Source organism: Occallatibacter riparius (genome assembly GCF_025264625.1).
GTDB classification, from domain to species: domain Bacteria; phylum Acidobacteriota; class Terriglobia; order Terriglobales; family Acidobacteriaceae; genus Telmatobacter; species Telmatobacter riparius.
Map to the genome: position 1 here is coordinate 1,313,535 of NZ_CP093313.1, position 19,715 is coordinate 1,333,249.

At 60.5% G+C, this 19,715-nt stretch carries 23 protein-coding genes; 18 read left to right on the plus strand and 5 right to left on the minus strand.

Going from position 1 to position 19,715, the window contains the following annotated elements; translation table 11 throughout:
* Positions 1 to 242 precede the first annotated feature (242 nt).
* From MOP44_RS05160 to frr, 5 genes are all read left to right on the plus strand, one after another.
* Positions 243 to 605 (plus strand): PadR family transcriptional regulator, encoded by a 363-nt coding sequence (locus MOP44_RS05160; protein WP_260794841.1) that lies wholly within the window; start codon positions 243 to 245, stop codon positions 603 to 605.
* A gap of 11 nt (positions 606 to 616) precedes the next feature.
* Positions 617 to 3,313 carry an ABC transporter permease gene (locus tag MOP44_RS05165; RefSeq protein ID WP_260794842.1) on the plus strand — a complete coding sequence of 899 codons (2,697 nt, stop codon included), beginning with the start codon at positions 617 to 619 and terminating at the stop codon, positions 3,311 to 3,313.
* 246 nt (positions 3,314 to 3,559) lie between these two features.
* Entirely contained in the window at positions 3,560 to 4,354 is a 795-nt protein-coding gene (locus MOP44_RS05170) for a hypothetical protein (RefSeq protein WP_260794843.1), read from the plus strand.
* Positions 4,355 to 4,453: 99 nt separating this feature from the next.
* A complete protein-coding gene (gene lipA / locus MOP44_RS05175; protein WP_260796615.1) occupies positions 4,454 to 5,359 on the plus strand; it encodes a lipoyl synthase in 906 nt (301 codons plus the stop codon).
* Positions 5,360 to 5,434: 75 nt separating this feature from the next.
* Positions 5,435 to 6,022: a ribosome recycling factor gene (frr, locus tag MOP44_RS05180; RefSeq protein WP_260794844.1), complete on the plus strand. Its 588-nt coding sequence runs from the start codon at positions 5,435 to 5,437 to the stop codon at positions 6,020 to 6,022.
* A 125-nt stretch (positions 6,023 to 6,147) separates the two neighbouring features.
* Here frr and MOP44_RS05185 read toward each other — a convergent pair whose 3' ends face one another.
* Both MOP44_RS05185 and gcvT read right to left on the minus strand, forming a co-directional pair.
* Positions 6,148 to 6,417 carry a GIY-YIG nuclease family protein gene (locus MOP44_RS05185; protein WP_260794845.1) on the minus strand — a complete coding sequence of 90 codons (270 nt, stop codon included), beginning with the start codon at positions 6,415 to 6,417 and terminating at the stop codon, positions 6,148 to 6,150.
* A gap of 191 nt (positions 6,418 to 6,608) precedes the next feature.
* Complete coding sequence (gcvT, locus tag MOP44_RS05190; RefSeq protein WP_260794846.1) at positions 6,609 to 7,754, minus strand: glycine cleavage system aminomethyltransferase GcvT; 1,146 nt, start codon at positions 7,752 to 7,754, stop codon at positions 6,609 to 6,611.
* A gap of 130 nt (positions 7,755 to 7,884) precedes the next feature.
* Here gcvT and MOP44_RS05195 point away from each other — a divergent pair, with 130 nt between their 5' ends.
* The 3 genes from MOP44_RS05195 to MOP44_RS05205 all read left to right on the plus strand — a co-directional run bounded on the left by MOP44_RS05195 (position 7,885) and on the right by MOP44_RS05205 (position 11,269).
* Positions 7,885 to 8,055, plus strand: a complete 171-nt coding sequence (locus MOP44_RS05195; RefSeq protein WP_260794847.1) for a hypothetical protein — start codon at positions 7,885 to 7,887, stop codon at positions 8,053 to 8,055.
* Between the two features lie 62 nt (positions 8,056 to 8,117).
* Entirely contained in the window at positions 8,118 to 10,013 is a 1,896-nt protein-coding gene (locus MOP44_RS05200; RefSeq protein WP_260794848.1) for a DUF2339 domain-containing protein, read from the plus strand.
* Entirely contained in the window at positions 10,010 to 11,269 is a 1,260-nt protein-coding gene (locus MOP44_RS05205; RefSeq protein WP_260794849.1) for a DUF3999 domain-containing protein, read from the plus strand. The genes MOP44_RS05200 and MOP44_RS05205 overlap by 4 nt, the downstream gene beginning before the upstream one ends.
* Before the next feature lie 2 nt (positions 11,270 to 11,271).
* Here MOP44_RS05205 and MOP44_RS05210 read toward each other — a convergent pair whose 3' ends face one another.
* Complete coding sequence (locus MOP44_RS05210; RefSeq protein WP_260794850.1) at positions 11,272 to 11,703, minus strand: hypothetical protein; 432 nt, start codon at positions 11,701 to 11,703, stop codon at positions 11,272 to 11,274.
* Between the two features lie 143 nt (positions 11,704 to 11,846).
* Between MOP44_RS05210 and MOP44_RS05215 the strand changes: the two genes are divergently transcribed.
* On the plus strand, positions 11,847 to 12,158 hold the full coding sequence (locus MOP44_RS05215) for a hypothetical protein (protein ID WP_260794851.1): 312 nt from the start codon (positions 11,847 to 11,849) through the stop codon (positions 12,156 to 12,158).
* 203 nt (positions 12,159 to 12,361) lie between these two features.
* On the opposite strand, the gene MOP44_RS05220 is transcribed toward MOP44_RS05215, so the two are convergent.
* Positions 12,362 to 12,811, minus strand: a complete 450-nt coding sequence (locus tag MOP44_RS05220; RefSeq protein ID WP_260794852.1) for a hypothetical protein — start codon at positions 12,809 to 12,811, stop codon at positions 12,362 to 12,364.
* Between the two features lie 246 nt (positions 12,812 to 13,057).
* Between MOP44_RS05220 and MOP44_RS05225 the strand changes: the two genes are divergently transcribed.
* A complete protein-coding gene (locus tag MOP44_RS05225) occupies positions 13,058 to 13,840 on the plus strand; it encodes a hypothetical protein (protein ID WP_260794853.1) in 783 nt (260 codons plus the stop codon).
* Positions 13,841 to 14,054: 214 nt separating this feature from the next.
* A complete protein-coding gene (locus MOP44_RS05230) occupies positions 14,055 to 14,624 on the plus strand; it encodes a pyridoxamine 5'-phosphate oxidase family protein (RefSeq protein WP_260794854.1) in 570 nt (189 codons plus the stop codon).
* Positions 14,625 to 14,681: 57 nt separating this feature from the next.
* On the opposite strand, the gene MOP44_RS05235 is transcribed toward MOP44_RS05230, so the two are convergent.
* Positions 14,682 to 14,966, minus strand: coding sequence for a hypothetical protein (locus tag MOP44_RS05235; protein ID WP_260794855.1), 285 nt, complete (start codon positions 14,964 to 14,966; stop codon positions 14,682 to 14,684).
* A gap of 381 nt (positions 14,967 to 15,347) precedes the next feature.
* On the opposite strand from MOP44_RS05235, the gene MOP44_RS05240 reads away from it, so the two are divergent.
* From MOP44_RS05240 to MOP44_RS05270, 7 genes are all read left to right on the plus strand, one after another.
* Positions 15,348 to 15,695, plus strand: coding sequence for a hypothetical protein (locus tag MOP44_RS05240; RefSeq protein WP_260794856.1), 348 nt, complete (start codon positions 15,348 to 15,350; stop codon positions 15,693 to 15,695).
* A gap of 148 nt (positions 15,696 to 15,843) precedes the next feature.
* Entirely contained in the window at positions 15,844 to 16,656 is an 813-nt protein-coding gene (locus MOP44_RS05245; RefSeq protein ID WP_260794857.1) for an SDR family NAD(P)-dependent oxidoreductase, read from the plus strand.
* A gap of 237 nt (positions 16,657 to 16,893) precedes the next feature.
* Positions 16,894 to 17,700, plus strand: a complete 807-nt coding sequence (locus MOP44_RS05250) for a hypothetical protein (protein WP_260794858.1) — start codon at positions 16,894 to 16,896, stop codon at positions 17,698 to 17,700.
* Positions 17,701 to 17,832: 132 nt separating this feature from the next.
* Positions 17,833 to 18,357 (plus strand): 3-hydroxyacyl-ACP dehydratase FabZ, encoded by a 525-nt coding sequence (fabZ, locus tag MOP44_RS05255; RefSeq protein ID WP_260794859.1) that lies wholly within the window; start codon positions 17,833 to 17,835, stop codon positions 18,355 to 18,357.
* Positions 18,354 to 19,124 carry an acyl-ACP--UDP-N-acetylglucosamine O-acyltransferase gene (gene lpxA, locus MOP44_RS05260; RefSeq protein WP_260794860.1) on the plus strand — a complete coding sequence of 257 codons (771 nt, stop codon included), beginning with the start codon at positions 18,354 to 18,356 and terminating at the stop codon, positions 19,122 to 19,124. The genes fabZ and lpxA overlap by 4 nt, the downstream gene beginning before the upstream one ends.
* 52 nt (positions 19,125 to 19,176) lie before the next feature.
* Complete coding sequence (locus MOP44_RS05265) at positions 19,177 to 19,437, plus strand: DUF4160 domain-containing protein (RefSeq protein WP_260794861.1); 261 nt, start codon at positions 19,177 to 19,179, stop codon at positions 19,435 to 19,437.
* 3 nt (positions 19,438 to 19,440) lie between these two features.
* Complete coding sequence (locus tag MOP44_RS05270; RefSeq protein WP_260794862.1) at positions 19,441 to 19,695, plus strand: DUF2442 domain-containing protein; 255 nt, start codon at positions 19,441 to 19,443, stop codon at positions 19,693 to 19,695.
* Positions 19,696 to 19,715: the final 20 nt, after the last annotated feature.

A 19,715-nucleotide genomic window follows, 5' to 3' on the forward strand; every position in this document is an offset into this window, starting at 1 on the left:
CGAAGCAAAGATCGCCATTGGCTCATCAGAAATACTATTTATGGTTTATGTCCCGCGCGCCTCAGTTGAAACTGGCAGAAGTTCTAGAGGAAAGAACTCGCACCGCGCCGTCGGACTGATTGCCCACACCTCGATCTCTGCCACATCCACATCTTGCAACCGAAGTTTGGCGGCAGCCGCGCGAAATCGGCTTGACTCGCTCTTCTTACTATTTTACTCTAGGCATGTTTGGGCAATGCCTTATGGGAAAAAGCACAGAGACACCTCGCGACCTCTTCCCGGGCGCACTGGAGATGATGATCCTCGAGTCACTTCGGCGCCAACCGGCGCACGGTTATGCGCTGGTCCAGCACATCCAACAGCGCTCCAAGAATCTACTTCAGGTGGAAGAGGGCTCCTTATATCCAGCCTTGCAGCGGCTGCTGAAGTCCAAGCTCGTCAAGGCCGAGTGGGCTGTTTCACCTTCGACCAACCGCCGGGTGCGCACGTACGAGATCACCAAAGCCGGCCTGCATCACCTCGAACGCGAAATATCCAGCTTTGACCGCATGCTGGAGGGCATTCAGATGGTGCTCGGGCCTGCGCGGCGCACCGCGAATTCCTAGGGGGCGCATTTATGAGCTGGCTGGAACGAATCTTCCGCCGTCGCAGCCTTTACGACGAACTCGACGAAGAAGTACGTGAACATATCGAAGAGAAAACCGAGCAGCTCATGCGCCTCGAGAATCTTTCCCGGGTTGAGGCACGGCACGCAGCGGTTCGTGCATTCGGGAATCCCACCCTTGTCCAGACTCGGAGCCGCGAAGTGTGGCAGTGGCCCAAGCTCGAATCGTTTGTTGCTGACCTGAGACTCGCGTTGCGCCGTCTGCGCAAATCACCCGGATTCGGCATCACCGTTCTTCTCACGCTGGCAATCGGTATCGGGGCCAACACCGCGGTCTTTACCGTCGTCGACAGCATTCTGCTGAAGCCGCTGCCCTATCCGCAGCCGGAGCAACTGGTTGCCGTATGGCTGCACGCTCCGGGAGCAGCCGGCCTTACCAATTTCGCCGAAGGACTCCGTCTTTCTCCGTCAATGTACCTGACCTTCGCCGAACACAACCGCACATTTAAGTCCATCGGCGTATGGATCTCAGGCACAGCAAATGTCACGGGCATCGCGAAGCCTGAAGAGGTGAAAGCAACGTACATCAGCGACGGCGTGCTGCAGGCGTTCGATGTCCCGCCAGCGGCAGGGCGCTGGATCCTGACGGCGGACCAGGTCCCGCATACTCACGAAGTCGCGATGCTGAGCTACGGCTACTGGCAGCGGCGCTTTGGCGGTGATGCTTCCGTGATCGGACGAAGTATCCAGGTCGACTCCCATACGCGCGAGATCATCGGCGTGATGCCGCGCGGGTTTGAGGTGATGAACCAGGACTTCGACGTGCTGATTCCGTTCGCTTTCGATCCGCGGCACCAGATTCTAGCAGGCTTCGGCTACAACGGCATTGGCCGCATGAAACCCGGTGTGACGGTTGGCGAGGCGGACGCGGACATCGCTCGGATGCTCAACATCTGGATGGATTCGTGGAGCAACGAAGACAGCGGCGGCGGTGGGCACTTCTACGAGACGTGGAAGATCTCAGGGGCCATCCGCCCGATGAAGCAGGAAGTGATCGGCAACATAGGCAGCGTGCTCTGGGTGGTGATGGGTACGATTGGCGTGGTGATGCTGATTGCCTGCACCAACGTGGCGAATCTGTTACTGGTACGAGCCGAGGGGCGGCAGCAGGAACTGGCCATTCGCACGGCGCTGGGCGCGGGGCGGACACGCATTGCCCGCGAAGTATTGACCGAGTGTGTGCTGCTCGCTCTGATCGGCGGCGTGGCCGGCATTGGGATCGCGATGGCCGGCTTGCGGTTACTGGCCGCCATTGGGCCCGCGAAGCTTCCGCGCGTGCATGAAATATCTTTTGATGCACGTTCGATTGCATTCACGCTGGGACTCTCGCTGTTTTCCGCACTTCTCTTCGGGACCATCGCAGCGATGAAGTCGATGAGGCCGAATACATCGCTGGCGCACGCCTCCGCCGGGAGGACCGCAAGCGTCAGCCGTGATCGTCAACGCGGGCGCAATGTGTTGGTCATCGCGCAAGTGGCCATGGCTATGGTTCTGCTGATCAGCGCTGTGCTGATGATCCGTACGCTGGCGGCGCTGCGCGATGTCGACCCTGGGTTTGCCGACGCGAATCACGTGCAAACTCTACGCATCGCGATTCCACAGCAACTCATTCCCGACGCGCAGATGACCTTGCGTCTCGAGAACAGTATTGCCGACAAGCTGGCCGCCATTCCCGGCGTAGACTCGGCCGGATTGGTTCGGGACGTGCCTATGGATGAAATCGACCCAGCCTGGAACAACATCTTCATCGAGGGCAAGGACGATCGTGCCGGAAGCGCCCCCATGCGCCTGTTCAATTACGTCTCGCCAGGATACTTCCATACCCAGGGAACCCGCCTGGTCGCCGGTCGCGACTACGCGTGGGACGACATCTACGGGCTACGTTCGGTGGGGATTGTCTCAGAGAACCTGGCGCGAGAGTCCTGGGGCTCGGCCCAAGCCGCCATTGGCAAGCGTTTCAGGATCATGCCGACTCAGGCCTGGATCGAGGTCGTTGGCGTGGCCCAGGACGTGCATCAGAATGGCGTGGACGAAGAGTCTCCTGCAACCGTGTACTGGCCTGTCATGGTGAAGGTGCCGTGGGCAAACAACGCGATTGACACTCAGCGGTTCGTGACTTTTGTCCTGCATAGTGATCGCGCCGGAACCGACAGTCTTCGCGGCGAGATTCAACAGGCGGTGTGGCAGGTAAATGGCAATCTCCCCGTCGCGTCGATGCAGACGCAAGGCGATCTCTACAGCCGTTCCATGGCGCGGACCTCATTCACACTCGTGATGCTGGCCATCGCCGGCGCTATGGCTCTTGCGCTCAGCCTCATCGGCATCTATGGCGTCATCTCCTACGCCGTATCACAACGCACGCGCGAGATTGGAATCCGCATGGCTCTGGGAGCGCGCAAGAGCGAACTTCGCTGGATGTTTGTGCGCTCCGCTTTGGCGCTCACGGGGATCGGCGTCGTCATCGGCCTGGGAGCCGCGGCCGGCGTCGCGCGGATGTTGAAGGCTCTCTTGTTCGGTGTGAGCCCTCTCGATCCGATCAGCTTCGCCGCCGTGCCGTTCCTTCTGGCTGCCGCATCGGCCTTGGCGAGTTTCGTGCCGGCCTCCCGTGTTGCGTCGGTGAATCCGGTGGATGCGCTGAAGGACGAATAGCGCGATCCTGGCTGTGCAGTCTCCTGCAGGTGACTGCGCTGCATAGACTTACATCCCCCGCAGGAATTCTGCACCATCCTGAGGAAGCTATTCGATTGAGCCGTCGGGAGCTTGAGTACCGTAGAATCAAACCGCGGCGATTGCACCGGATGTGATCGCCGACTGTAAAATCCGATGAGTTCCGCCGCCGCGCGGCTCTCTAAAATTTAGGTCGGTCCTCAAACTCCCCTTTGAAGGAGCTGGCGTATGAACGTCACCCGTATAAGCCTTCCCTTGCTCTTATCGACCGCGCTTTTCCTGGGCGGCTGCCACTCGAAAACCGATCAACAAGCCGACAACCAGCCCCCCGCCGACCAGCAGGCGACGACGGCTGCTCCCGACGAACCTGGTAAGCCGCATAAACCGCATCAACGCGAACCTCGAGCAGGCGAGCCCGGCCAGGGCGGCAGCACAGCGCACCAGCCAGCGCCTCCGCCGCCACCGCAAGTGGTTGAGCTGCCTGCCGGCACCTCCATCCGCGTGCGTCTGGACCAGGATCTGAGCTCGCAAACCAGCCATGCCGGAGATCCTTTTTCAGCCACGGTGGCCGACGATGTGATGGCCAACGGGACGGTGGTGATCGCCAAGGATTCACGCGCCGACGGGACAGTGACGGACGCGAAACCTCTTGGCAAGTTCAAGGGCGGAGCGCTTCTGGCCGTCAAGCTCGACCGGGTGCATTCCAACTGGGGCACTTACCCGGTTGAGACCGCTTCGATCTCCAAGGCTGAGGCAGGCAAAGGCAAGCGGACTGCCGGCTTCATCGGCGGCGGAGCAGGCTTGGGCGCTCTGATCGGCGGGCTGGCCGGCGGCGGCAAAGGAGCGGCGATTGGTGCCTTAGCCGGCGCGGGCGCCGGAACCGCGGGCGGAGCACTCACTGGCAACAAGCAGATTGTGCTACCGGCCGAGACGGTGCTGACCTTCCAGTTGCAGAATCCGGTCAGGATTACCGAGAGCAACTCCGGTATCACCGTCGGCGATCCGAAGCTGCAGGTACGGTAACCACCCCTGAGAACCCGCTGCCCGCCCGCTCCGCTGTGAACGGGCGGGCAGTGTTGCGTTCGGCCCGGGCCTGCCGCTTCCCGATACAATCAAAGAGTGATGGACCTGGTTCAGATTGCGCCGGCGCGCACAGCTCCCGCTCCAAAGCCCGAGTGGCTGAAGGCCCGTGCGCCAATGGGCGAGAATTACCACTCGCTGAAGCGGCTGGCACGCTCGCTTAACCTGCATACCGTGTGCGAGAGCGCGCACTGCCCCAATATAGGGGAGTGCTGGCATCACAAGACCGCCACCTTTATGATGCTCGGCAACCTGTGCACGCGACGGTGCGGATTCTGCGCCGTTCCCAAAGGCCGGCCCGAGCCCATCGACTTCGATGAGCCACGCCGCGTGGCGGAGGCCGTGGCAGCGCTAGGGCTCGAGTTCGCGGTGATCACCAGCGTGAATCGCGACGACGACCTGGTGGGCGGCGCACGGGTGTTTGCAATGGTGATCCACGAGATTCGCCAGCAGGCTCCTGGTTGCAAGGTGGAAGTGCTGATACCGGACTTTCAGGGAAACCGCGAGGCGATTCAGATTGTTGTCGATGCGCGTCCGGAGATCCTAAACCACAATATTGAGTCGGTGCCGCGGCTCTATCGTGTGGTGCGCTCGGGTGCCAGGTATGAGCGCACACTGGAGCTGCTGCGCTATGCGAAGGAACTAAACCCCGCGGGCGTGACGAAGTCCGGCATCATGGTCGGGCTGGGCGAGGAGACGCATGAGCTGCTCGAGGTCTTCCAGGATCTGGCCAACGTAGGCTGCGACATCCTTACGATGGGGCAGTACCTGCGGCCATCGCGCGATCACCTGCCGATGACGCGGCTCTATACGCCTCGGGAGTTTGCCGAGTTGAAGGCCGAGGCGCTGAAGATGGGATTCCGGCACGTGGAGAGCGGGCCGCTGGTGCGGTCGAGCTATCACGCACATGAGCAAGCCGCGTCGACGGGATTGACGGTACTGGCATAATCGCCACCGGGCGCTCCCGCTCCCGAGTTGTAAAATAGCCTCTGGCAAAACGCTCATTGAAGCGAGGAACTACCTATGGCAGTCTCTGCAATGGCCGGGATTCCGGCACTCAAGGATTTGTACGGCGATTTGAAACGGCGCATGGACCAGGCCGTGGCCACGTTTCAGTCGCAATTAGGGTCAACGCGCACGGGGCGCGCCAGCGCGCACATGCTGGATGCAATCAAGGTGGACTACTACGGCACACCGACGCCGGTGAGCCAGATGGCGCAGGTGTCGACTCCGGAAGCGCAACTGATTCTGATTCAGCCTTACGATCCGTCGATTGTGAAGGAGATCGAGAAGGCGATTCAGGCTTCGGATCTGGGATTCAATCCGCAGACCGATGGGAAGATTATCCGTATCCCTGTGCCGCCTATGACCGAGGAGCGGCGTCGCGACGTGGTGAAGCACCTGAACAAAGTGCTTGAAGAGCATCGCACGGCGGTGCGCAACGTGCGCCGCGACGGAAACGACGCGCTGAAGAAGCTGGCCAAGGACAAGAAGATCAGCGAAGACGAAGAAAAGCGCGCCATGGAAGACGTGCAGAAGATGACCGATGAAGAGATCCGCAAGATGGAAGAGATGTGCAAGCGGAAGGAAGCGGAAGTGATGCAGGTGTGAGCCTGTGCCTGCTTCCTTGTCATTACTCAGAGCAATAGAGATGCAGGTTTTTCGACTGCGCGGGTCGCAAAGTGCGCGACCCGCTTCGTTCAGGATGGCGGCCTTATTGAGACGCTGAGATCAGTTCAATATGCCTGTTGGCGCATCGCCATTTCCAGCACCTCTGGCACATACCACTTCTTACTCAGGTCGATCCAAGTAGGATTCATCCTCGTGATCAGCGCGATCTTCTTCGGGCGGGTCCAGCCTTTAAGTTGCTTTTCACGAGCGATGGCCATCTGGGGACTCGAAAAGCGTTCGAACCAAACAAGCCGATTGCAGTTGTACTCGGATGAGAACCCCTCGCGCAGCTTACATTTGTGCTCGAAGACGCGCTTCTCGAGATCGCGCGTCATGCCGATGTAAAGCGTGAGGCTGCGGCTTTATACGCATAGTAGTACAGCTCATGCATGGGGCGGATGCTACTCTGCGTTGCGAGCGATGCAATGTGACGCTGAGTACAAATGCAGGTCCTTCGACTGCGTTGGGCGCAAAAGCGCGCCGAACTCCGCTCAGGATAACGGCCGTTATGGGGTACGGCTTCGATCTACTTCTTCGCGCGCTTGTAGAACGGGATGGGCACCTGCTTGGCGCGGACCTGATTGGCGCGTACTTGGACCAGGACATCGCTGCCGCTGGCGGCGACTTCTGCCGGAACGAGCGCCATGGCGATGTTGGTCTTGAGGAATGGCGCGGGCGAGCCAGATGTGACTACGCCAATCTCTTTGCCTTCAAGGTCGAGGACCGGATAGCCGTCACGACCGATGCCGCGGTCGACCATCTCGAGGCCGATTACCTTGCGCTTCGGGCCGCCCGAATCGCGCACGGCCAGCAGAGCGTCGCGGCCGATGAAATCGCCCTTGTCGATCTTGAGGAAGCGGTCGAGGCCGGGTTCGAGCGCGTTGATCTCCTCGCCGATTTCATGGCCGTAGAGGCTCATGCCTGCTTCGAGGCGCAGCGTGTTGCGCGCGCCGAGGCCGCAGGGGCGGATGGCGAACTCCGAGCCCGCATCCATGAGCGCGTCCCACATCTTCACGGTGGTGGCTTCGTCGCTGGGAGTGTAGACCTCGAAGCCGTCTTCGCCGGAGTAGCCGGTGCGCGCAATGAGCACATTCGGTATGCCTGCAACTGTGCCCCAAGTGAACCAATAGTTCTTGATGGCTGCTAGATCGACCTTGGTGAGCTTCTGCAGGGTTTCAACGGCGCGCGGTCCCTGGACGGCGATCTGCGAGTAGTGCGGCGAGTAGTCGCTGACGTGCGCGCCCGGACGCGAGCCCACCTGCTGGCGGATCCACGCGTAGTCCTTGTCTTTGGTGCCGGCATTGACGACGAGCAGCCAGTCGTTCTGGCCGAGGCGATGTACGAGGATGTCATCGACGAAGGTACCCTGCGGAGTGAGCAGCGCGGAGTAGTGCGCCTGGCCGTCCTTGAGCTTCGTGACATCGTTCATGGTGAGGTACTGCACGGTGTCCATGGCGTTGGGGCCGCGGAACTGGATCTCGCCCATGTGGCTGACGTCGAAGAGGCCCACACCGGTGCGCACCGCCATGTGTTCGGCGATAAGGCCGCCGCCATTGCCGGGATACTCCACCGGCATGTCCCAGCCGCCGAAGTCCACCATCTTGGCTTTGAGAGCGCGGTGGGTGGCGTTGAGGGCGGTCTTCTTCAGCGTAGGCGCGACAGAGGTGCTCATAAGTTCCCTTTCGTGGCGCGCAGGAGCGGGGCCCGCGCGGTTCCTTCACAACGATAGGGACCCGGGACCGACGAGGTCAAACCCGCGGGGCGCGCTTACCATCTACTGAGAGGCGAGGAAGGCAGTTGCCATGAATGCGGTTCGCGGGATTCTGCTTTTCGGGATGGGCGTGTTCGCGCTCTACAAGGGCTGGACGATCCACACCGGCGAGAAGGCGTGGTTTGCGTATGCACTGGGCCTGGCAGCGATTGCACTCGGCATCTGGCGGCTGTTGCGGCGTCCGGACAAGCCGTTGATTTAGCCGGTCGCCGTGTGATCTATGCTTCAGCCGGGCCGCCGGCGTTGATGTAGAGTGTAGGACACATGAATTCCGAGGAATCCAGTGCACTTGAACAGCAGGTTCGCGATCTGACTGCGCGCGTGTGGCAGATGGAGCTGGCGCTGCAGGCTCAGGGAATTCTGGAATCGCCTGCGGCCCCGGTACAGGCCGCCGCGCCGCCTGCTGAGCAGACAGCTCCTGCGCCGCCCGTCGCGCCTGCGGCTGCACCTTTTGCCGCACCGACAAGCGTTGAGCCGGCCGCTCAGACCGCCCCCTGGGTGACTGCTTTGCCGAGTTGGACGCGCACCGAGTCGGCTCCAGCGAAAGATACGCAATCGCTCGAAACGCGGATCGGATCGCAGTGGTTCAACCGCGTGGGCATACTGGCCATGCTTATCGGCGTGGCATGGTTTCTGAAGCTTGCGTTCGATAATCACTGGATTGGGCCGCTGGGGCGGGTGCTAATCGGGCTTTTGGGCGGGGCTGCTCTCATTGCGTGGTCGGAGCGCTTCCACAAGCGCGGCTTCAGCATCTTCTCTTATTCGCTGAAGGCGATTGGAAGCGGCACGCTCTATCTCTCGGTCTGGGCGGCGTTCTCGGTCTATGCGTTGATCTCCGGGCCGGTCGCGTTTGTGGCTATGATCGCGGTCACTGGATTCAACGGGTTCATGTCGTGGATACAGGATGCGGAGTTGCTGGCGCTGTACGCCATCGCCGGCGGACTGAGCACACCTCTGCTGGTTTCGACGGGCGAGAACCACGAGGTTGCGCTGTTCACGTATCTGCTGATTCTGGATGTGGCCGTGCTGGTGCTGGTGGCGCTGCGGCCGTGGTCAAGGCTGCTGTTCGCCACATACACGGGCACGTGCCTGCTGGTACTGGGCTGGTCGATTGAGTACTATTCGCAGGCGCAGGCGGGACGGACGGCGATTTTCTTTGCATGCTTCTTCCTGATCTTTGCGTTCGCGCCGCGGCTGGTGCGGCTGCGTGATGGCGCGGAGTCCGCATGGGATCAGCTTGCGGTGACAGCGCTGCCTCTTATCAATGCCGCGCTGGGCTTCATTGCTTTCTACTTCCTGCTTGACCCGTTTGCTACCCAATGGGCTGGGCCGTGGCTGGCGGTTGGTTTCGCGGCGTTCTATCTAGGTATGCTGCGGTTGCCCGCGATAGGCGTGATGCGAGCGGGAGGCCCGCTGCTTTCAGGGCTGCATCTTGCCGCCGCGGTGGTGTTCATCACGATCGCCATTCCGCTCAAGACGCAGGGGCGCTGGCTCACCATCGGCTGGCTGGTGGAGGGCGCGGTTCTGATGGCGCTGGCAAGCCGGTTGCGGTCGATGCTGCTGCGCGTGCTGGCTCTGATCTGTTTATGCCTGGGTGTGATGGCGCTGCTGGTAGTGAATCCTTCGGCGTCGCTTACGCCTGTCTTCAACCAGCGGTTTGGTACTTATATCGTGGGCATCGCAGCGTTCGCCGTGGTGGCGTGGGTGGCGTCGCATGCGCGCGATGAATCGCAGACCGATGCGGGACTGAGCTGGCAGGGGATCGCCGGCGCATCGGTGTTGATCATTAACGCGCTGATCCTGATCGCGGCCGGGTGGGAGATTCACAGCTTCTGGTGGTACCTGAGCTGGCGCGGAGACATGGAGAATTTCCATGATTACCGAATGTATGCGCAGTTTACGTATTCGGCGTTCTTCATGCTGTTTGGCGCGGCCCTGTTGAGCGTCGGTTTCTGGCGGCGTTCGCAGTTCCTGCGGTGGCAGGCGCTTTTTCTGCTGGCTGTATCGATAGGGAAGGTGTTCATCTTCGACATGGGTGAACTCAGGCAGGGCTTCAGAGTCCTGAGCTTTATCGGCCTCGGCGCTCTGCTGCTAGGAGTGAGTTTCGTCTATCAGCGCGACCTGCTGCACCTGCGCGAGAAGGGGAACGAGAGCCCGTGAGAACCGCGGCCTGGTTGCTGCTGGCCGCGGCGGCGGTTCCGGCAGCCGATATTCACTACTTTCGCTATACGAGGCCGGTCGAGGCGACGAGCGCTAACGGGCAGGCATGCGTTGCGATTGATCCGGCGGTGTTTGCGCATGCGGCTCCCGGGCTTGCGGATCTGCGGCTCTACAACGGAGCCAGCGAGGTTCCGTATGCACTCCGGGTGGCGAGTTCGCCGACGGTTGCCGCTGTGGATGTGGCTGCGCTGAATGCGGGCAGCAGCGGCGGCGCAACGGTGTTCGACGCGGCGATGCCGGAAGGAAGCTACTCCGACGTTTCACTTTCGATCAAAGCGCAGGACTTCATCGCGAGCGTGGCGGTTTCAGGCAGCCAGGCGCAAGGGCCGGGGAAGCTGGAGACAAAGCTCGGCACGTTCACCATCTTCGATCTGACGAAGCAGCGGCTGGGGCGCAGTACCGTGCTGCATCTGCCGCAATCGGATTTCCGGATTCTGCACTTCCGGATCGATGGGCCGGTCAAGCCGGGCGAGATTGGCGGAGTGACGGTGGGTCCGGCGCGGAGCGGGGATCCGAAGTATGCAGTGGTTGCGGAGTCTGCGAAGGTGACGCGGGACGGACACGCATCGGTGATCGAGTTCGATGTGCCGGATAACACGCCGGTGGACCGGATCGTGTTTGTGCCGGGAGCGCATCCGGCTAACTTCAGCCGGGATTTTGCGATCAGTGTGAAGCCGAAGAAGCAGCCTGCGGCCGGAGAGGAAAGCGGGCGCGAGGTGCCGCTCTCGGGCGGGAATGTGGAACGGGTCCATCGTGCTGATGGCGGACACCGCATCGATGTGGAGAATCTGACGGCGGTTGCTCCTGGATGGGCTCCGGAGGGCGGGGCTCACTGGAAGGTCAGGTTGGAGAACGGCGACGATGCGCCGGTGGACTGGCGGTCGGTTCGGCTGGAGATGCTGGAGCGGAGCCTGTGCTTCGATGCTGCGCCGGGCGCGGCTTACACCCTGTACTATGGCGATCCGGCTCTGTCTGCGCCGCAGTACGACTATGCGCGGCTGTTTGCTGCACAGCCGGGAGCGGCGACGGCCAAGCTCGGCGGAGAGAGCGCGAATCCCGGTTTCAAGGCGCGGCCGGACGCGCGTCCTTTCACGGAGCGGCATCCGGCGCTGTTATGGATTGCGCTGGGCGCGGTGGTGCTGGTGCTGGGCGGCGTGGCGCTGAGGTCGGTGAAGCTGACGAACCCGGCGGAGTGAGCCTAGCGGCGCTTGGCGCGCCAGAAGGAACTGACGGAGAGGTAGAGGAAGACCAGCGTGAGAGCGGCGAAGACCAGGAACTTGGAGTGGTCGGGGCCGTGGGCATAGTCGGCGTGGAGCTTCCAGGCCCAGTTGCCGAAGAGGATGACGAAGAGGAAGAAGAAGGCTCCGGTGACTTCGAGGAAGACGATGCCGCCGACGCGGCGGAAGGGCTTGATGAAGCCGCCCATGCCTCGGCCGACGCTGACGGCTGCAACTCCTGCTTTCTTCGCGGTTTGGCTGACGGAGGGGCTGGTTGTGGCGGGTCCGCCGGCACCAGCGACCGGGGCCGAAGGAGCCGAGGAGGACGTGGCGGCATTGAGGCTCTGGCCGGCCATGCGTCCCGCAACGCGGAGTCCAACGCCGAGATAGCGGCCAACGGTCTGCGGTTTCATCCCGTCTATGATGTTAGCAGCGAGGCAGGTAAGCCGCGATCAGGCGCTCGGGTTGCCGTTCTTCGCTGCCGGAAGTAAGGTAGATTGAACACTCAAAATTCGTTCGCGCAGGTGAGAGCGCGGCGGCCGCCCGGAGGTAGGTTTTGAATTCTCGTTTGCGCGAACTGATTCAGCAGCTGGGCGAGGCCATTCACGAATCCGTCATTGAGAGCGAGCAGATTGCGGGCGTGGTGCAGGACATCCGGAAGCACGGATTCGACGTGCTGCTGATGCTGGAGGCCACGATCGGGCTGAACGAAGTCTCGTCGAAAGAGTCGGATGCGGAGGATGCCGAGGGCGAAGGCGAGGAGGCCGCGCCGTTCAGCCAGACCGACCGCGACTGGCTGCGCTCGCTGCGGATCTCGGTCGAAGGCGACTACGACGAAGAGGAATCGGCAGAGGGCGAAGGCGAGTAGCGCGGCCGGGGCTCGGCGGTCCAGCCTGTTTACAAATGAGTTACTTTATGGATTTGGCGCTCACTCGCGTCTTCGCTTAAGCTTCGTAATTTATTCGCGATAGGGGCGAAAATCGCGAGTTTGTCTGTTTAGGATTGAGGCTTATTTTCAGTTAGTTAAAAGCACAATTGGACTCGACCAGTCCGCAAAACGAAATTTAGCTGTTATTTTTCTGGTAAACCGTCTTGGGCTTTCCGAGCGGGTCGGCCTCGGGGAGATTGCTGGCGCGGAAGGGCGACCAGGGCGGCACGGGCGATCGACATCAGCTTGACGGCCTCCTCAGCCCGGATGGTTTTGATCAGCGCGGCATGCGCAGCGCAGGCGATGAAAGCCTGGATATTCCCCTCAGAAGTGAGAAACGGCATGGCCGTGCGATAGGCTTGGGCAGCGTGTTCTTCAGCCTTGAACGCGACTACTCCTTTGGCCAGGTCCGCGGCAAGAGTCTGTTGGTACGCGCGACGGCAGTTGTGAACAGCGTCTTTGAGGGACATGACGGGCGTGGCGCTGGAGGCTGCGGGCTGGGTCGACGTTTCCGTGGCTTCCACGGGCGCAGCCGCGGCGGAGGCGGAGGAGTAGAGCGGTACGGCCTTGGTTTCGGTGACTGGATCTGACATTTTGGTTCTCCTGTTGAGGGCAAAAGAAAACGCCCACCGGTAGCCGGCGGGCGTCGTTTTTCTTCTCTATATCTAGTGTGGCAGATTTGATCGGAAATCGGCAATTATTTTTCCACATTTTGTGGTGATTAGATTGTGTGGGTTAGGTGCATTTTCCACAGGTCGGGGGCTTGACAAGATTTCGCAAGGCTTCCGTGAAGCGGTCAAACTCTGGATTCTTTGGAGGCGTTTGCATGAGGGTATTGTATGCCTGAGATTTTCAAAGAAGCGAAGCTAAAGATCCAGCGGGCCGAAAAGCACATCAATGACCTCAATCGAATGATCGATGCTTTTGTCGCAGGAAGAAACCACGAAGTCTTCATTGAGCACGATTCTGATGGAGGAGATGATTTGCTCAAAGTTAAAGCCATTTCCTCGCTCCCTGACGACTTCGCAATGGTTCTCGGCGATGCCGTCCACAATCTGCACACTGCTCTGGATTTCGTCATCAACGAGATCGAGTTTCGGACGACTGGTGAGATGACCGACCACACCAAATTTCCCATTTACCCGACCTGGCAGACCCTTGTAGGTGCCGTTAATGGCGGATTTAAAAAGAAAGCCCCCAAAGAGGTCATCGACTGCATTGTGCAGGTGGTACAGCCTTACATCACTGGAAATGGCGAAACCCTTTACGGTTTGCACCGCATGGACATTGCGGACAAGCACCAACTCCTGCTAACTAAGGCGGAATTCAACTTCATCAACGGCATTTGCTACGAAGACGACGCTGGCATCGAAAACGCGCTGGACACATGGCTTGTCATTCCCGGCAAGGTCGCCTCGATGAGGCTTTCCGGGTGCAGAAATGCGAAGATTACAAACCAAGGAAATGCGGCCTACAGGATAATGTTCGACCAACCTCGGCCGTTCACGTGTTCCCACCCGTTCGCGCACCAAGAAGTGATTTGGGTACTCTACTGCCTCTGGGGGCTCGTTGGTCGCACCATCGGAGAGATTGAGAGAGCATACGCCCTCAGCCAAATCTAAATAGTGCCGCCCTGTCACGGCTCCATCAATCTTCATGATCTCCCCCCATGGTGCGCCAAGTATGTTGTTGCCAGATTTCCACAGGCGCTTCGAGATGGTTGTTCCAGTCGAGCGGAAAATGGGGGGAACAGTCGTCAAAAGAGATGAGTTGGCGGCAATCATTCATTCATCGGGCGGGTGGTAAATTTAGGCTGAGAGCAGCTCAGTTTCCCCCATGGCCAAACACTTCCCCAGCATGGAGCCAACTCATCGCGAGTTTATCTCGCGACAGCGCATATTTTTCACCGCGTCAGCGGCGCGCACCGGACGGGTAAATGTCTCTCCTAAGGACTCCGCTGCGCTGCGCGTCCTCTCTCCGAATCAGGTGGTTTATCTCGACATGACGGGCAGCGGCAACGAGACTGCGGCGCATCTGCTGGCCGATGGACGGCTGACGCTGATGTTCTGCGCCTTCGAGGGCGCACCGCTCATTCTGCGACTGTATGGCCGCGGACGGGTGCTGGCGCGTGGCAGCGCGGAGTATGGGGAATTGCTGGGCACGGAGTTTGGCAATGAGGAGCGACCTGGCACCCGGCAAATGTTCGTGCTGGACGTGGAGAGCGTGCAAACCTCGTGCGGTTACGGCGTGCCGTTGTTCGATTACGTCGAGGACCGGGATACGCTAACGCGCTGGGCTGCTGCCAAGGGCGATGTTGGGCTCCGCGAATACTGGCATGCGAAAAACATGGCCAGCATCGATGGGTTCCCGACTGGGCTGGTGGACTCAGAATCGCCGGTGTCGTAAGAGGGTGGTGCGCCCGGCGTACTTCCGGGAGGGCGACAAACCTCCCTTGACCGCCCTTCAGCGTATCCCGCCCCGTGTCCCCTTCAGCCTGAGCCAGTTGTCGTACGTCGATTCGATCTCGTCCAGTGGCGTGTCGAACCATCGGTCCCATTCCTGGGCCGATAGTCGGAGTCCGTGGCTGATCTCGTTCAAGCAGTTGTTGATAGCAAGGAAACCGATGCTATTTTCCGCGTGGTCGTCAATGTTCGGCCATCGTGCGATTTGATCCTGGAGTTCGTGCGGTTCCAAACCCAGGCGAGCATGCTTCTCCGACTCATGGATATGTGCAGCCGCAGCCTTCATGCACCTGAGCACGATCTCCTTTTCTCTCGCCGACAATCTTTGGAATCCCATATTCATGCAGCTTCGAGTTTACGTTGCTGTCATTGCTATAAGACGGTGTTGCCGCCGATTCTGAAATAACGAAAAATAAGGGCGGATCCCTCCAGTTCCCCTTCGCTGCGTTCGGGGTGTGGTCGGGATGACACCTCCTGGGGGAGCGGGTTTCTTGTCAGACAATCAGATTCCCGGGAGATGGCAGAAACAAAAACAGAGGGCTCGGATGGAAGAGGTCGTGCTTTCCCACCCTTCGTGCGACCTGCTGCGCGAAGGATGGGGCTCCGGAGACGCCGTCGTATAGTTAATTCTGATTTCAATTCGTCAGCCTAGATTCCGGGGAGAGTGATGCCTGTCTGGCTCATTTCGTGGATTGTTTTCTGCGCCGTTGGCGTGGCCTTTCCAGCCATTCTCTTACTACTTGCATGGCGTCGGGGTGCAGCGGTCAATGCACTCACACTCATCCCACTCATCGCGACCATTGTTCTCGCCCTTTCCATGAACCACAATGTCCGATGTGTGCTAATCGGCGCGGATTACACTCGACGACTGTACGCCACGATTCTTGCTTTCGCCGCGCTGACATTGACAAACGCCGCTTTCGCCACGATCCGCAAGTCATGGGCTGTCGCCGTAGCGTCTGGGCTGCTATCACTGGCTTGGCTCTTTGTGGGCGTGGTAAATTCTGTCGTCTGAAAATGCGAGACGAGGGAGCGCCGAGTTGGAAGTTACGAAAGGCAACCGCAGATCCTTCACTTCGTTCAGGATGACAGCGTAGGGTAAGGGCGAAGCGGTTGTGTGACTCCGCCTTTACTTCCCACTGTTAAGCCTTTAGCGTGAGGGCATGGCGGGAGTTGCTCTTGTTTTGGAAGATAAGGTAGCGCTGATCACGGGTGGGTCGCGCGGGATTGGCGCGGAGACCGTAAGGCTGTTTGCCCAGGCGGGGGCGCGGGTGGCGTTCAGCTATCGGCAGGCGCGGGAGCGGGCCGAGGCGCTGGCGGTGGAGTGCGGCGGCGAGGGCCGGTGCCGGGCGATTGAGCAGGACCTGGCGACGCCGGCGGATGGACGGGCTCTGGTGGAGTCGGCTGTGGAGGCGTTTGGGCGGCTGGACATTCTGGTGGTGAATCACGGGATCTGGCCTCCGCACGATGCTCCGATTGCCACGATGGCGGAGGCGCAGTGGCGGCAGACGCTGGGGGTGAATCTGGACTCGGTGTTTGGGCTGGTGCAGGCGGCGGTGGCGCAGATGGAGGCGCAGGCGCGGGTGGGTGGCGAGGGCCGGTCTGCCAAGGATGGGGCCGCCGGGCATATCGTGCTGATCAGCTCGACGGCGGGCCAGAGGGGCGAGGCGTTCCACGCGGACTATGCGGTGACCAAGGGCGCGCTGATCAGCCTGACGAAGAGCTTGTCGAGCGAGCTGGCGCCCAAGGGGATTCGGGTGAACTGCGTAGCGCCGGGCTGGGTGATGACGGAGATGTCGCAGGGAACGCTGAAGGATCCGGAGCTGGGGCCGCGCGTGGCGGCGGGGATTCCGGTGGGCAGGCCGGGGGACCCGCAGGAGATTGCGGGGCCGGTGCTGTTCCTGTGCACGCCGTTGGCGGGGTTTATCTCCGGCGAGGTGCTGAATGTGAATGGGGGAGCAGTGCTGGTGGGGTGATGAGGCAGGGAACAGGGAACAGAAAAGCAGGGACAAGAACAAAGGCAGGGAGTAGGGAGTAGAAAAGCAGGGGTTAGGGGTTAGGGGTTAGAAAAGCAAGGACGAGGGACACGAGGGACAAAGGGACAAGTAGCCATTTGAATTAGGCATTGGGGTTGGATTTGCGTCAAAGGGATTGAGGGCCTGGGGTTCTGGGGGCCGGATCTTATATTTGCCTCGGAGTGAGGAGAAGACTGGATGCGCCGTTTCGGGTTGGTCGCACTGGGAGCCGTGCTGCTGTTGATGCCTGTTGTGCCGCATGCGCAGGATGCGCAGACGAAGTCCGTGGAAGACAGCGCCACGAAGAATGCGCGGCAGGCGCGCACGGTGCTGGATGCGATGCTGCAGGCGATGGGCGGGCAGGCATGGCTGGATGTGAAGAATCGCTACCAGCATGGACATATTGCGGGGTTCTATCACGGCGTGCCGAATCCGGGGACGCTCGAGGTGTTCGAGTATCACGCGTGGCCCGACCGCGACCGCATTGACGCAACGAAGAAGCGCGACGTGGTGACGTTCTATGTGGGGCGCGAGGCGTGGGAGCTGACGTATCGAGGCAAGCGGCCGCTTCCGCAGGAGCAGCTGGATGATTATCTGCGGCGGCGCGACCACTCGATTGAGACAGCGATGAAGGTTTGGCTGCACGATCCGAAGACGATTCTGGTGTATGAGGGGCAGAGGCTGGCGGCGCGGCATTTGACGGACCAGGTGACGCTGATCTCGGCGAACAACGAGGCGCTGACGATCATGATTGACACGCAAACGCACCTGCCGGTGAAGCGGGATTTTCAGTGGCGCGATCCGGAGTACAAGGACAAGAACACGGACTCGGAAGAGTACGACGACTACCACACGTTCGATGGGATCCCTACGCCGATGCGGATTACGCGCTATAAGAACGATGAGATCGTGCGGCAGTACTACATCGACAAGGTGGACTATAACCAGGACCTGGGCGCGGACTTCTGGAATGTGAACGCGACGGCGGCGCGGATCAAGAAGTAGGAGACGATGGCATCGCTGGTTGTTGAGTTGTTGCTGCGGTGTCACGATCTGCGAGGGGCAGGCGCGGAGCGGGGTTCGTTATAATCCTGTTCGAGCGCGGTGCGGATTGCGCATTGCTCTTGGAGCCAGCGAATGACCATCGACATCCAGGAGATCCTGGGCTTTCTTCCTCACCGCTACCCGTTTCTATTGATCGACCGCATCATTGAGTTTGAGCCGCGCAAGCGTTGCGTGGCGATCAAGAACGTGACGATCAACGAGCCTTTCTTTCAAGGACACTTCCCTGGGCACCCCATTATGCCGGGCGTGCTGGTGATTGAGGCGATGGCGCAGGCCGGCGGCATCATCATGATGCACGAGCTGCCGGATCGCAACGAGAAGCTGGTAGTGTTCACGGGCATTGAGCGCGCCAAGTTTCGCGCGCAGGTGACGCCGGGCGACCAGTTGCGCATGGAGATCAACGTGCTCGCGTTCAAAACGAGGGCGGGGCGCATTGAGGGTAGGGCTTATGTGGGCGACAAGCTGGCTTGCGAAGCGGTGCTGATGTGCGCGGTTGTGCAGCGGGTGCCCGAGGCGAAGGCGTCGGCGAAGTCTCCGATCGATGGCGATCCCAATCGAGTTGCAGCAGCGGCCGCAGCGGTGACGAGCACAGAGTGAGCGTTCATCCCAGAGCGATAGTGGCGGCGGGGGCGGTGGTGCCTGCGTCGTGCACGGTAGGCCCGTATTGCACGATTGGCGCAGAAGTGGTGCTGGGCGAAGAGTGCAACCTGGTGTCGCATGTGGTGGTGGACGGGCGCACGAAGCTGGGCGCGCGGAACACGATTTATCCATTCGCTTCGGTGGGTGTGGCTCCGCAGGATCTGAAGTATGCAGGCGAGCCGACGCTGACGGAGATCGGCGACGACAACACGATCCGCGAATGCGTGACGATCAGCCGCGGGACGAACAAGGGCGGCGGCATTACACGTGTGGGCTCGAACAACCTGCTGATGGCGTATGTGCATATTGGCCACGACAGCCATGTGGGGAGCCACTGCATTCTGGCCAACGCTGCAACGCTGGCAGGGCATGTGACGATTGAGGACTACGCCAGCGTGGGCGCGTTCTCGCCGGTGCACCAGTTCTGCACGGTGGGGCAGTATGCGTTTATCGGCGGCGGGACGATTGTGACGCAGGATGTGCTGCCGTACTCGCTGACGTCGTCGCGGCGCGAGAACAAGGCGTTCGGCATAAACAAGATTGGGCTGACGCGGCGGGGGTTCACGCCGGAACGGCTGAATACGCTGCAGAAGGCTTTCCGGCTGCTGCTGGCTTCGCGCCTGAATACGACGCAGGCTGTGGAGAAGATTCGCGAGCTCGAGGGCGAGGATGCGAAGGTGGTGGCGGATTTCATCGAGCGCAGCCAGCGCGGAGTGATTAAGTAAGACGTCCGGTTGAGCATCGGGATATCCTTGAGGAAGAACGAGAGGCGATGAGATGCCAACGATCAGCGTATTCTTTGGTATTTTCATCCGGATGTACTTCAATGACCACGCTCCGCCACATTTTCACGCGATCTACGGCGATAATGAGGCGGTCATCGTAATTGAAGACCTGGCAGTCCGGGAAGGCTCTTTGCCTCGGCGGGCTCTTTCGCTGGTTCGCGAGTGGGCAGAATTACACAGGGGCGAGTTGCAAGCGGACTGGGAGCTTTGCAGAGCCAGGCAGACGCCTCTTCAGATCGCACCGTTGGAGTAGACGATGTATTGGTCAGTGGTTTCAGTCGAGCCCAAGCCACCGTTGGCCATCGCTGTCCGCTTTCTGGATGGCACGGCGGGAACTGTGCGCTTTGAGCCGGGGCACCTCAGCGGAGTTTTCGAGGCGCTGAAGGATCCAGAGATCTTTCGTCAGGTCCATATTGAGTTCGGAGCAGTCTCATGGCCGGGCGACATTGATCTTGCCCCGGATGCCATGTATCGGGAGATCAAGCAATCCGGGGAATGGGTTCTGAGTTAATGCGTGATCGACTGACACTC